The sequence below is a fragment of the Streptomyces sp. NPDC046335 genome (genome assembly GCF_055587985.1).
The window spans coordinates 47,645-59,702 of the sequence record NZ_JBVJFF010000020.1 but is presented as its reverse complement, the minus strand read 5'-3'; the positions used below and the strand labels follow the sequence as shown (position 1 = coordinate 59,702).

Annotated in this window: 17 protein-coding genes; all 17 read right to left on the bottom strand. The window is 71.8% G+C overall.

Going from position 1 to position 12,058, the window contains the following annotated elements:
- Position 1: 1 nt before the first annotated feature.
- The gene (locus ACZ6JY_RS37030) at positions 2 to 838 is read right to left on the bottom strand and encodes an SPDY domain-containing protein (protein ID WP_469203351.1); all 837 of its coding nucleotides are present in this window, start codon (positions 836 to 838) and stop codon (positions 2 to 4) included.
- A complete protein-coding gene (locus tag ACZ6JY_RS37025; RefSeq protein WP_469203349.1) occupies positions 835 to 1,176 on the bottom strand; it encodes a hypothetical protein in 342 nt (113 codons plus the stop codon). The genes ACZ6JY_RS37030 and ACZ6JY_RS37025 overlap by 4 nt, the downstream gene beginning before the upstream one ends.
- A 38-nt stretch (positions 1,177 to 1,214) precedes the next feature.
- On the bottom strand, positions 1,215 to 2,024 hold the full coding sequence (locus ACZ6JY_RS37020) for an SPDY domain-containing protein (protein WP_469203347.1): 810 nt from the start codon (positions 2,022 to 2,024) through the stop codon (positions 1,215 to 1,217).
- Entirely contained in the window at positions 2,021 to 2,410 is a 390-nt protein-coding gene (locus ACZ6JY_RS37015) for a hypothetical protein (RefSeq protein ID WP_469203345.1), read from the bottom strand. Before ACZ6JY_RS37015 ends, ACZ6JY_RS37020 begins: the two co-directional genes overlap by 4 nt.
- A 274-nt stretch (positions 2,411 to 2,684) precedes the next feature.
- Positions 2,685 to 2,864 carry a hypothetical protein gene (locus ACZ6JY_RS37010; RefSeq protein WP_469203344.1) on the bottom strand — a complete coding sequence of 60 codons (180 nt, stop codon included), beginning with the start codon at positions 2,862 to 2,864 and terminating at the stop codon, positions 2,685 to 2,687.
- Between the two features lie 6 nt (positions 2,865 to 2,870).
- Positions 2,871 to 3,050 (bottom strand): hypothetical protein, encoded by a 180-nt coding sequence (locus ACZ6JY_RS37005; protein WP_469203342.1) that lies wholly within the window; start codon positions 3,048 to 3,050, stop codon positions 2,871 to 2,873.
- A gap of 25 nt (positions 3,051 to 3,075) precedes the next feature.
- The gene (locus tag ACZ6JY_RS37000; protein WP_469203339.1) at positions 3,076 to 3,489 is read right to left on the bottom strand and encodes a hypothetical protein; all 414 of its coding nucleotides are present in this window, start codon (positions 3,487 to 3,489) and stop codon (positions 3,076 to 3,078) included.
- 31 nt (positions 3,490 to 3,520) lie between these two features.
- Complete coding sequence (locus ACZ6JY_RS36995) at positions 3,521 to 3,808, bottom strand: hypothetical protein (protein WP_469203338.1); 288 nt, start codon at positions 3,806 to 3,808, stop codon at positions 3,521 to 3,523.
- Positions 3,805 to 4,545 (bottom strand): hypothetical protein, encoded by a 741-nt coding sequence (locus ACZ6JY_RS36990; RefSeq protein ID WP_469203336.1) that lies wholly within the window; start codon positions 4,543 to 4,545, stop codon positions 3,805 to 3,807. Before ACZ6JY_RS36990 ends, ACZ6JY_RS36995 begins: the two co-directional genes overlap by 4 nt.
- Positions 4,546 to 4,566: 21 nt before the next feature.
- Positions 4,567 to 5,280, bottom strand: coding sequence for a hypothetical protein (locus tag ACZ6JY_RS36985; protein ID WP_469203334.1), 714 nt, complete (start codon positions 5,278 to 5,280; stop codon positions 4,567 to 4,569).
- Positions 5,281 to 5,296: 16 nt separating this feature from the next.
- Complete coding sequence (locus ACZ6JY_RS36980) at positions 5,297 to 6,199, bottom strand: hypothetical protein (protein WP_469203332.1); 903 nt, start codon at positions 6,197 to 6,199, stop codon at positions 5,297 to 5,299.
- A complete protein-coding gene (locus tag ACZ6JY_RS36975) occupies positions 6,196 to 6,555 on the bottom strand; it encodes a hypothetical protein (RefSeq protein WP_469203449.1) in 360 nt (119 codons plus the stop codon). Before ACZ6JY_RS36975 ends, ACZ6JY_RS36980 begins: the two co-directional genes overlap by 4 nt.
- A gap of 179 nt (positions 6,556 to 6,734) precedes the next feature.
- On the bottom strand, positions 6,735 to 7,184 hold the full coding sequence (locus ACZ6JY_RS36970) for a hypothetical protein (RefSeq protein ID WP_469203331.1): 450 nt from the start codon (positions 7,182 to 7,184) through the stop codon (positions 6,735 to 6,737).
- Between the two features lie 82 nt (positions 7,185 to 7,266).
- Positions 7,267 to 9,057, bottom strand: coding sequence for a hypothetical protein (locus ACZ6JY_RS36965; protein WP_469203329.1), 1,791 nt, complete (start codon positions 9,055 to 9,057; stop codon positions 7,267 to 7,269).
- Positions 9,054 to 10,196, bottom strand: a complete 1,143-nt coding sequence (locus ACZ6JY_RS36960) for an AAA family ATPase (RefSeq protein WP_469203447.1) — start codon at positions 10,194 to 10,196, stop codon at positions 9,054 to 9,056. The genes ACZ6JY_RS36965 and ACZ6JY_RS36960 overlap by 4 nt, the downstream gene beginning before the upstream one ends.
- A 193-nt stretch (positions 10,197 to 10,389) precedes the next feature.
- Complete coding sequence (locus ACZ6JY_RS36955; RefSeq protein WP_469203445.1) at positions 10,390 to 10,611, bottom strand: hypothetical protein; 222 nt, start codon at positions 10,609 to 10,611, stop codon at positions 10,390 to 10,392.
- 74 nt (positions 10,612 to 10,685) lie between these two features.
- Complete coding sequence (locus tag ACZ6JY_RS36950; RefSeq protein WP_469203327.1) at positions 10,686 to 12,011, bottom strand: MFS transporter; 1,326 nt, start codon at positions 12,009 to 12,011, stop codon at positions 10,686 to 10,688.
- Positions 12,012 to 12,058: the final 47 nt, after the last annotated feature.

Sequence of the window (12,058 nt, the reverse complement as noted above, 5' to 3'; positions counted from 1 at the left end):
TTCAGCGGGCCCGGCCGGAGGTGGGAGCGGCCGGTGCGGCGCGGGGCGCTGGTGGGCCCGTGGTGAGTGCGGCCGGGCGGCGGGCCTTGCGCGCGGCGGCACGCACCGCCTTGAGCCGCACTCGGTGCGCCTCGGCGAGCTCCTCACCCTGCGGGCCGCGCTGCTCCTGGGTGACCAGGTGGGAGTGCGGCACGTCGTACATCGCGCGCTGCACGGGCTCGGTGTCGGCCAGGGCAGTGGTGAATGCGGCGATCAGGTGGGGCGGCATCTGCTCGTCGAGGTAGGCGTGCCAGATTCGGCGAAGGCCGCCCCCGCCGCCTGGCACGGCAGCCTGGGCCCGCCAGTGGAAGGTCTCACCCGGCTCGACAGCCCAACGCTCCAGGCTGAGGATGCCGTCGGGGTGGCGGGCAATCTCGTTGCCGTGTTCGTCGCGCTCGTAGGACCAGCCCGCTGCGATGAGCGGCGACCAGATCGGCGGCGTCTGCTCGGGGACGGGCTTGAGCAGTGCGTCGGTGAGGTGGGCGAGGATCTCCACGGGGGTGTGCGCGCCGAACTCGGTGTACCAGCGCCGACCGTCTTCTTCCTGGCCGCGGATGCGCCACCATGCCCCGGAGGGCTCGGGGTCGGGTTCGAGTACCACGGTGTGCCGGTAGTCGGGGCTGACCAGCAGAACGTGGGGGAAGTCGGGGTCGGAGCGGTTGGCCCAGCCTGCGGCCCGCAGCGCCTGGGTGATGTGCCGCGGGTCGCCGCGTCCGGCCAGGTGACGGGGCTGGGTCTCGAACCAGATGGTGCCGTGCGGGGCATTGGCGCGGGTGGGCAGGTAGGGGTCGGGCGTCACTCCGAGGCGCCGGTGTGCCTACGCAGCCGCTGGACGTCCCAGTGAAGGACGTGCCAATCCGTGACCTCCTGGGCGGCTTCGCGGAAGGCTTCCATGGTCAGGCGGGTCTCGTCAGGCGCCGGGAAGGTGGCCTGCTGGCCGATGAGGTGCTCCGTGCAGCGCAGGGCGTTGCCGAGCAGGATCGGGACGCCGTCGTCCTCGTCGAGCAGCGGCGCGAGCAGCGGCAGTACGTCGTCGAGCGGGGGATGCGTGCGCAGGTAGGCGGCGAGGTCGGCGAGGGTGCTCGTGGCCTGACGGACCTGGTCGGGGGTGGGGGCATCGGGTGCGTGGTGGGGCAAGGGGAGGCTTTCGGTACGAGGAGAGGGGTGGTGGCCGGTCAGCGGCGGGCGCGGGAGCCTGCCTGGGCGTACGGGCCGGCGGTGGGCGTCTGGCGTCGGGGCCGGGTGGAGGCCCAGGAGTTGCGGGCCCAGGTGGCCGCGCGGGCGGCTCGAATACGGGCCTGCTGCCAGGCGGACAGCTCCTCGGGCCGCACGGACACCGAGGTGGTGCGGATACGGGTGGAGGGTGGCACGTGCCCGCGCGGGCGCATGACCTGCTGCGGGTCGGCCAGCGCTGTGCTGAACGCCTGTACGAGGTGCACCGGCGTGGAAGCGGTGAAGGAGGCGTCCCAGATCCGGCCGTGCTCATTGCGGGCCCCAGCCCACCACAGCGCCTCGCCTGGCTTGGACTGGTGGAACTGCATCCAGGCGCCGCCGTCGGGACTCATCGCGGTGAAGTGCTGACCCTGCTCGGTCGTCCAGCGCTGCTCTTGCAGCGGCGCCCACACGTTGGGGGCGTGCGCGGAGCGGGGACGGGTGAGCGCGTCGGTGAATCCGGCGACGATCTCCACGGGTACCTGGCGAGTGAAGGTCGCGTGCCAGGCTTCCTGGCCGCGGGCGGCCTTCCCGGAGATCGTCCACCCGCCGGGCTGGGTGAAGGGGTCATATCCGATGCGCACGGACTTGTCCGGGCTGTCGAAGACCAGCGGCCCGCCGGTCTTGGACTTGTCGTTCCAGCCGGAGGCACGCAGGAACTCGCTGACGAAGCGGATGTCGCCGCCGCCGGCGAGGTAGCGGGGCTCGATCAGGTAGTGCTGCTCGGCTTGTTGGGCGCCGGGGGCCCAGCCGGCCCACTGCTGCTGTTTCACCGGCTCCTCCTGACGACCATGGCGGAGGCGACGGGCTGGGGCGGCAGGGTGCTTGCCGTGGTGGGCGGTCTCCCGAGCTGCTTGATGGCGTCGGCGTGCTCGTCAAGATCCATGCCGACGCTGTGCAGTTCGTTGGAGGCCCGGCCCATGGCGAGCCAGACCTCGGGCGGGAGCATCCCGCGGTGGGCCTGGTTCTGGGCGAACCGGGATCCGGTGCCGACCAGATCGGTGACCCGGGTCAGGACGCCCTCCTCGGTGTCGAGGACTTTGGCGAGGATTTCAGCCGCTTGGCGCGGGGTGGCCTGGTCGAGGTGGGCGTCCAGGGTCTTGATGAGGCTGGCGATGTCCTCGGCGAGGCGTACGGGATAGGACGACAGGTCGGTCATGGGCCTCCTGGGGCGAATGAACGGGGCGGTCAACTGCGTCGGCCGAGGCGGCGGGCTTCGCTGAGGACGGCCTCTGGCCGGGCGACGGCCACAGGGATGGACCGTTCGCAGCTGCCGACAGCGACGGCGCGCAGGTAGTGGCGGAACAGGGCAACGGCCAGGCGCGGGCTTCGGCTGGCGGTGATGGGCGGGGGCGTGCGGTCGGGCGCGGGGATGTGCGGCATCTCTCGGGTGGCGGGGGCCGGCCTTCGCGGCGGGAGCTGGCCGGGGACGGTTATAGGGAGTGGCGGGAGCGATGGCTGCCTGCGTCAGGTGGTGTCACCGGTGGCGACGGCCGCGCGGCGGCACGGGCGGCCTGGTCGGCGGTGCCGCCGAAGACGGTGTCGATGGCGAGGCGGTACCCGGCGCCGGTCAGCAAGGGGAGGGCGTGGTCGATCATCTGTTTCCTGGCCATCTCGCCTCAGTCATCGGGGACTTGGTGCCAGGTGTCGGCTACCGCGGTCATGCAGTGCCGGTCGAGGCCGAGGCCATCGAGCAGTTGGAGGAGGTGTTCGGGGGCGCTGGTGCGGCTGTCGACGTAGATGGTGCCGTCGCGGTGGTAGACCAGTACGTCGACGTCGTGCTCATCGGCGAGCGTCATGGGTGAGGCTCCGGGGTATTGAGGTTCACCGCCGGGCGGCTGGAGCGGTGCGGCTGGGGGCCTTGGGCGCGGGCCGGGTTCCGGCCGGGGGCGCGGCGGCCGGGTGGCGGTGGTTGCGGATGTCGGCGACCGCTTCCTGGTAGGCCACGGGGTCGAAGAGATCGTCGGGGATGTTGACCACGTATCCGGCCAGCAGGAGAGAAGGCAAGACACGGGTGGCGACCTTCCTCTTCTCCTGCTCGCTGAGGTGGCTGGGGACTTCGTGCCAGACGTAGACGGGGCCGGCCGTGACCTCGGTTTTGCGTTCCAGCCCGAGGGCGTCGAGCAGGGCCAGGAGCTGCTCGGGTGCACCAGTGGGGGTGTCGGCGTGGATCGTGTCGGTCAGGGGATTGCGGTAGATCTCGACGTCGCTGCCTTCGACGTCGGCTCTGTTGCCCACGGGCGGGCTCCTCCGATCTTCTGGTGGGCTATCACCGCCGGGCAGGCGACTTGGCCGGGGTGGTTGCCGGGGCGGTGGGCAGCGCGGGTGCACTGGTGCGCGCGCCCTGACGCTGCTGCTCGACGGGCATGGAGTGCGGCTGGCGCTGATAGGGGCCACGGGGCCCGGCGGCGGAGATGAAGCTGCCGACGGTCTGCAGAATTCCCTTAGCGCGTTCGTCACCGCCGACCGCGACGACCAACTGCGTCTTCGAATCCCGCGGGATGGTCACGTAGTCGAGGACGACGAACGGCGGCTCGGCGCCCGTCGACCTGCTCACCGAGTCCGCGCCGCAGGGGCCGCTGGGGTCGGGGCCGCAACCGGGGCGGTGTCCAGGGCGGGCTTCGCCTGCGGGAGTCGCACGCTGATGCCGATGCCGAGCTGGACGAGCTGAGCTGCTGCCCGCTGGATGGCCTGAGCCTGGGCTGCGGTGTCCTCTCCGGGCAGCACGAAGGCGTCATGGTCCTTGTCGTAGACGCAGCCGTTGTCGGTGAGGATCTGGGCGGCATCGGCCCGTTCGGGCTTGGTGACGTGGAAGTCCCGGCCGCTCAACGTGATCACCACGAGTTCCGGGGGCAGCGCCGGGGCGAGACGGGCGGCGTTGTCGCGGACTTGGGCGAGGGCCTTGTCGTAGCGGGGCAGAAGGGTGGTCGTGATGTCCGCGGCGGCCTGGGCCGGGTCGTCGGGGACGGTGATGCCGTCGGGCTCGCGCACGGTACGGAAGGCTTCCGCAGGGATGTCGGCCGGGGCGATGGCGCCGACGAGGAACTCCTCGCCGCTGCGGGGGCGCGGGATGACGTACAGGCGGGTGCCGTCGTCGCGGGTGAGGATGGCGTCCTGGTCCAGGACGTGCTCGGCGATGGCGTGGGCGACCAGGTTCATGTCCCAGAGGTGTTCGGCGCGGGCGAACTGGACGGGGTACTGCGCATGGGTGTGGTGCTCGCTGGTCCAGTTGCCGGGGAGTTCGTCGGCGAGAGCGATGGCGAAGGACGCGAGATCAGAGGTGGGGTCGTGCATGGGTTCCTCGGGGGTGGGAGCTCAGCGCCGCCGCCCGGCAGGGGCCGGGGCAGGGGGCGGCGGGCTGGATGCGGTGGCGGGCAGGGGCGGGGGCGGGCAGCCGCAGACGGCGGAGACTTCGCGCTCGTTCGGGCCGACTTCGGCGCTGCATACGCTGCGCTGTGGGTGAGGCTCGTGCCGGTCGGCTAGCTCGGCGCGGACGGCGGCCAGATCGGCTCGGATGGCGTCCAGGTGGCCTTCGGAGAGGTGGCGCAGCCGCCCGGCGGTAGCGATGTCAGATGGTCCGCCAAGGCTCAGATGGAACTCAATGGTTGCCGCGAGGACATCGTCGAGGGCAGCCAGGACGCCGTCGTGGGCGGCGGTGAGTTCGGTCAGGGCATCCGCGACCTCCTCGGTGGTGGTCGCCTGGCGGATGCGTTCGCCCTGGTGGGCGACGGAAGCACCGAGGGGGAGGTAGTGGGCCTCGCGCAGTTCGGTCTCGAACGCCGCGTCGCAGGCGACGTGGTACCGGACGGTGCGCAGTCGTGCCACGGCCCGGGTGGCGAGACGTTCCTCCTCGGCTTTGTCTAGGCCGGTGGGCAGCCGGTGGTAGTGCTCGTGTACGCGGACGACGGGGATGAAGCCGGTGCGCTGAAGGATGCTGTGCGCTTCCGGGTCGCCGCCGCGGGCGAGGACTTCGCCCGAGTGCACGTCGCGTTGCAGGGTCAGGTAACGGTCGGCAATGGCCAAGGGCATTGCTTTCTCAGAGTGTTCACCGGGAACGGCGCGCGGGCGCGGGGTGCGGTGCGGCAGGCATGCGGGGGGCAAGGGTGGCGTGCTCGTTGGCTGCGGGCAGATCCGCGGCGGCTGCCTTCAGGTCCTGCTGGATGCCGTACAGGCGCCGGGCGATCCACTCCAGCCGGTGCCCTGCTGCGGGACCGTAGGAGTGGGGCAGCTCTTCCAGCCGGTGGGCGGCCTGCTCGACCAGGCCACGCACCGAGGCGATCGGCCCGTTGGTCTCGTCGGCGAGCTGATACATCAGCGTGGCGAGCAGTGCGGCCACCGCGGGCGGGGACTGTTCTGTCACCGGTGGTGGCAGGGAGGGGCTTTGGTACGGGAGATGCGCGGTCAGCGGGCGCTCGCCGTCAGGCTGGGCGGGGACAAGGCCCAGGTCGACTTCGATCAGGCGGCACTCATTGCGGAGAGCCTCGTGCACGGGCCACGGCTGTCGAGCCCGGGTGCCGTCTTCGCGGATGGGGTTGGCGATCACATCGAGTCGGCCGGGGCGGGCCTGCAGAGCGACCCAGCGGCACGCGTGTTCATCCCCGGCGGGGGCCAGGCCGGTGGCGCGGGTCAGCCGCTGGGCGATCTCCGCCCACTCCGGCCGACGCAGGTCCCGGTCGGCGGGGTGCAGGCGGACCGCCAGGTGGAAGATCTCGGGAGCGTTGGCGTTCGGCCTGGCAGCGTAGGGGTGGAGGGACTGCGGCGTGCGGAGGTACTCCTCCCAGTCGGCGAACATCCACTCCTTGGGGCCGCCCTCGGCGACGCTGCAGTCCACAGGCGCGCTGGCCACCAGGAGATCACCCAGAACGTCCTGTTCGGCGATCGGACGGCCCAGGGCGGCGGAGACCGAGATGGAGGGGAAGAACTGCGACTCGCAGATGAGCGGGATCATCGGCCGCCCCGAGCATCGGCGATGTGTACGAGCTGGTTCAGCGAGGTGGTGGAGTACCAGCCGCAGTCGATCACGGTGCCCGCGTCGGCGAACTTCGGGATCAGGTAGTCCTCCAGGGCCCGCAGGTAGACGAGGCAGTCAGCGCAGCGCCGCGAGAGGTGGACCAGGTAGCGGGGATGGGCGGTGACGAATGTCTGCTGCCCGCCGTTGGGGTCGCGCAGCCGCCAGCCGTCCTCGTCGGTGGGCGTGTGCCAGGACGGAGTCACCACCGCCATGGCATCCCCCCACAACTCCCCGCCGGCCACGCCCTTGAGGACGACGACTTGGTCGCCGGGCCGGAAGTGGCCATGGGTCATGTCCCTCTTGGGCGTGAGGATGTCGTCGGGCACGTACGGCGGGCGCGCGGCTTGGGGCACAACGGGGTCCTTCCACGAACGGCACGGGCGGCGGTGGAAGGACAATGGTCCGGAGGATCCCCGGTTTCGCTAACCGGGGATCGTCGGGTATACGGCATCCCCGCGCCCACCGCGCACAACTAGCGGAAGGGGTTCTCCGTGCCGCGATCGGCCTCCGTGGCGGCGTCGAGAAGCTCAGGAAGGTCAGTGCCTTCGGCCTCTCGCTGGTCGATCCACCACCCGGCGCGGGTGATCGTGCGGATCTTCTCTTCGAGTGCGGACCAGTCCGCCTCGTCCCAGGTGCCTTCGGTGACCAGCGCGGTGTAGGTGGCGGTCACCAGCTGGTGGCGGGAGCGTTCGCCCCAGTCCAGGGCCTTCTCGGGGCCTTCGAGCGGTGGCATCTCGAACTGGGTGGCCCAGTCGGCGGCGGCCTGCTGTTCGGCGGCGCGCTTGGCGGCGAGCCACTCCTGCTTGCTGGAGCTGTCGTTGTCGCGGGCGGCCTTCCAGCAGTCGGTGCAGTCCTTGGAGGCGAGCCAGCGGGCGAAGGACGCGCGCTTGTCGGCGGGCCGGTCGGACAGGTTGTGCGTCACGGTGTGTCCACAGGTGTGGACAACTTTGAAGGATGTGCGGACTGCCACGTGGTTGTTCCTGCTTTCTGTCTTCTGGGTGGTCTCAGCGGGTCCTGCGGATGGCGTTTGTGGCCGCCGTGGCGATGGCGGCGGGAGCGCTGGAGGGCCGGGGCAGGTGCAGCAAGGTGGTCCCCGGCAAGTGCTGGGACTTCGCGGTGAGGGTTAGCTGGAGTACGGCGCAGCCGGCGGTGGTGAGCTGCTTGACGCGGGTGACGGCGTCAGCGGTCTCGTCGGCGGTGTAGATGGCGTCGGTGACGATCACGAGGAGACGGCCGGCGCCGGGGCGGCTGAGTTCGAGGCCGTGGTCGAGCGCATCCAGGGCGTTGGCGAGGTTGTGACTGCTGCCGTTGGCACCGAACGTTGTCACGCGCTCCGGCGCCCGGTGGGTGGGTCTGGTCAATGCGGTCAGATGCGTGTCGTAGGCGATGGTGGCGGTGAGGGAGTCGGGGTCGGTCAGGGCCGCTGCGCGTGCCACGATCCAGGCAGCGGACGCGACGGGCGCGCAGGCGGCACGCATGGAGCCGGAGACGTCGACGGCGATTCCCACACGCAGCGGTGGGGTGGGCGAGTTTCGGCGCCGGGTGTGGGTGAACGGTTCTGCGGTGGGCACCGACCCGGCCGCGCGCTGAGCGTCGCGGGCGAGGGCCGCGCGCATATTGAGGCGACCGGGCGGGGTGGGGCTGGTGGTCCGCTCCTCGGTCCGCTCGCGGTAGGCGGCGGCACGCAGGGCGCGGCTCAGGCGGGCGGCGGCCTTCTGCTCGGCGGCGGTGGGCCTGCGGGTGCCGGTGACCGGGTTGCTACGGGGCGCCGGTGTGCCGTCGGGGGTGACGGTGGTGCCACGGGTGTTGAAGACCGACTTGGCGGTGGCGGCGGCTTTGCGTCGCTGGCCGGCTCGCTGGGCGCGGTCCTGAGCCTGTGCCTTGGACTGCGCGGCCAGGGCGTTGGCCGCTGCGGCCTGTGCCGCGAGGTCGGCGGCGTCGGTGGCTGCGGTGCTGTCCATGACGACCCCCACGGCGCCGGACAGCAGATCCGCGAGGCCCTTCGGCACAGGCAGGGCAGGGGCCGCGGCGTCCAGAGCGTCGCACCACTCTTGACCGCGCGCGAGCATGGTCGTGGCGTCGTGGTCGGCACACTGGTGGGCCGCGGTCCAGATACGGGTCAGTGTGGCCAGCAGGTCTGTGCCCAGCACCTTTTCGCACAGATCGGCGACGGCCCGGGTCTCGCCGGCGTCCAGGATGCCGACGTCACGGCGGCCGAGGATCAGGGCGGCCACGGAGGCGGCCTGCTCGATGCCCTGGACGGTGGGGTGGGCGATGTCGGGCATGACCAGGGTTCGGCCACTGGTGCGCAGGTATGTGCGGTCCGTGGGCCGCGCGATCAGGTGTGCGCCTTCGACACGGCTCTCCTCCAGCAGGAGCGCGGCCTCGACGACACGGGGGTTCGCTCCGGCAGGCGCCGTCCAGACGGAGTGGGCCGCGTGCGCGGCCTCGTGGACGAACACGCCCCAGGCGGCGGGATACCGCTCCTCGTCGCCCACGATCCGAGGATGGATCTCGTGGGGCTTAAGCGGGGCGAACAGGCCCGCGTCGAATTCGACCTCGCCCAGGGTTGGGAAGAACGCGGCCGGTGCGCCGCTGCGCGTGCCGGGGCGGCAGGTGACGAGGAGGTCCTGGCGGCCGGAGAGGGCGACGAGCCGGTCGCCGAGTTCGGCTCCCACGCGCAGCCACGCGCTGGGGGAGGAGCGGGGTTGCGCGGGCGGGGCGCCGTCGTCGTCCCATCGCGCGAGGTGGGCGTCATCGTCCGGCGTGGACTGGACGTGGTGGTGGGCGCTCATCGCGGGCGGCCCCGGTGTGCGGAGCCGGTGCTGCCCGGGGGCTGCCGGGCAGCTGAGGCGGGGAGCTGCTTGCCGAGGGTGAGGGGCGCGATCTTCTTGACGCCGGCAGCCTTGATGACGGCGGCGGCGACAATGTCGCGATCCTCCGCAGGAGCGATGCCGACGAGGTTCGCGAGGGCGGCTTTGGTGCCGAGGACGGCCTCGGTCTTCTGGTAGCTGAGCAGCTCTCGCAGTTGGGGGGCCCAGCCCAGCTCGCCGAGTTCGACCTGGTGGGCGAGGTGTCGGGCGACCCGGACCACCCGGGCGTCGATCCTCAAGGCCAGGGCGAGGTCGTAGTCCGTGCCGATCTGGATCTGCACGCTGAACCTGGACGCGAGCGCCTCCGTGAGAACGGCGCCGTGGACGCCGGGATTGTGGCCCGCCACCACGTAGAAGCCTGGCTCGGCTTTGATGGTCTCGCCCTTGTGGGCCTTGACCTGGATCTGTCGGCGCCCGTCCATCGCGGGATACAGCGCCGCCAGGACCTTCGGTGAGATCAAGGTGGCATCGTCGATCAGCAGGGCGCGGCCCTCGGTCATCGCGGTGACCAGCGGCCCGTACTGGAAGACGTAGCCCCCGCTGTCGTCCTGCGTGTACTCGCCGATCAGGTCGCCGACCGTGGTGTCGCCGTCGCCGGCGACGGTGAGCAGGTCCGGGAACGCCGCCTCCACCAGACTCGTCTTGCCGGTGCCCGGAGGGCCGTAGAGCAGCACCGGCACGTCGGCGTCGCGCAAGCGATTCAGCGCCTCGACGTCGGGCAGATCGGCCAGCTCCCGGGGGTGGTAGAGCTGTCCCCCCGCGCGGCGGATGGGGCCGGTCTGCCGGGGCGTGGCTGCTGCGGTGATGGTCGTGCGGGCCGTGGCGGCCTGGGCGCGGGGAGAGTGGGTGCCCGGTGGGCTGATCACGGCGGTCTGCGCGGCTGCGGCGGTTTTCGCGTTCGCGCGGAACTTCGGTTGTCCGGTGCCGCTTTGGTCGGCCTCGCCGCGTCGCACCAGGGTGAGGGCGGCGTTGCGGACGGCGCCGTGGGAGTGGCCCAGCTGCCTGGCCATGTCCCCGATGGTGAACGTGTCCGTCGGCCGGTCGGCCAGCAGTCGGGCCACCTTGGCCCGTAGTTCGCCGCCCTTGGTGCGCGCTGGACTGGTGCGCGTTCCGGGTGTGGTCAAACGAGGATCCTTCTACAGGTGCGGGTGCGGGCGGGGTTGGCGATGCGCTGGAAAGGCTGGCCGCTCTCGGAGCGGATCGCGGACTGTGCCGACGTCGGCGACCGGGCCAACCGGGGCGGATTGTCGCCGCTCATCGGCCGGCCGAGGCATCGGTACGGGTGCACGGGATGGCCGGCGACGAGCAGCTCGCTGGCTGCCGAGCGGGTCCGTGCGTCCGCTCCGTACCTGGTTCCGTCGCTCGGCAGGCGCATCCTGGCGCCTCTTCGAAGCCGGACTGGAGCAGGATCCGCCGGGCGGCGGCGTTGTAGCCGGTGGTGGTGATCTCGCCGGTGATGGCGTGCCGGATCGTCATGAACGGCTCTGCAGGCGTTTCGGGCAAGGCGGGTCTCCTATCGGTGGTGGCGGGGAAGCGGGCCACACCGCCCCTCAGCTACCTGACTCCCTTTTCCCCACGTTCCGATAGCCGGATGTACGACCAACAGCTAGGGGTGAATTCCCTTGGGCGTTGGGGGTGTTCAGCGCGAGGCGTGAGTCGACGTGCGGCGGCCCCGGCGCCGGGCGGCGGCGCTGGGGGACAGCGAGGTGCCGGTTTGTGGCGAGCAGGACGATGAGGGTGAGCGCGGCGCCGGCTGCGGGGAGAGCCGCACCGATCGGCGGGTGCTCGGAGAGCGTGCCGGACAGAGCGGTCCCGGCGGCCTGGCCGGCGCCGACCGCGGCGATCAGCCAGGCGTACGCCTCGGTCGTGGTGCCGGCCGGAGCGAGGGCGTCCACGGTCAGGAACGCGGAGGTGATCACGGCGGTGAGCAGCAGACCCGGCACAGCCGTAAGCGCGACCGCGGAGAGGGGGCCGGTGACCGTCATCAGTGGAAGCCACGCGGCTACGAACAGCGCTGCTGCGCAGCGCAGTTGCCCGGAGAGGGTGCCTGGCCAGGTGCGCTTCCCGTAGAGGAAGCCGCCGATGAGGCTGCCGGTGGACAGCGCGACCGGGATGAGCCCGGACAGCAGGTCCATCCCGAGATCCTCGGCAAGGGCGACGGCCCAGACGTTCACCGCTCCCAGGGCGAAGCCGACGCCGCTCACCGCCACGAACAACCAGCGCAGTCCCGCATGAGCGAGGGGCCCAAGCGGCCCGGTGCGCTGGGTCGCTCGGGCCGGGCGCCAGCGGCGCGACGGCGCGGCACTCAGTACCACCGTGGCGCCCACCAGCCCGAGCGAGGCGCTCACCACCATCGCGGTGCGCGGCCCGGTCGTCGTGGACAGCACGGCGACCAGTGGGGGGCCGGTGACGTAGATCAGCCCCTGGGCGCCGGTGTCGAGCGCGAGCGCGGCCCGGCGCCGCGCCTCGTCGGGCAGGACCACGGGCCATAGAGCCCGCAGTCCTGCTTCCAGCGGCGGGGTGCTCAGACCGGCGAGCGTGACGAGAGCGGTGGCCAGGCCGGGCCGGGCGGCGACCTCGACCACGGCCAGGGCCAGCAGGCAGACCGTGGTGAGCAGGACAGCTGCGGCGGTGACCAGGCTCTGGCCGCGCCGGTCGACCATCCGGCCCAGGACCGGCTGCCCGATGGCGGAGGCCAGTCCGTACAGCGCGCACAGCAGTCCGCCCGTCTTCAGCGATCCGCCCTGGTCGGCGACGAGCAGGAGGATCGCGACGGGCGCCATGCCGTTGGGCAGGCGTCCGATTAGGGTCCCGAACAGCAGGCGGGTGACGTGGCGTTGCGCAAGCAGTGAGCCGGAGCCGGTGGTGGAGGTCAACGGGCGCTTTCTGGGGTGAGGCCCCCGGTGCAGGGGGTGCTAGGCAG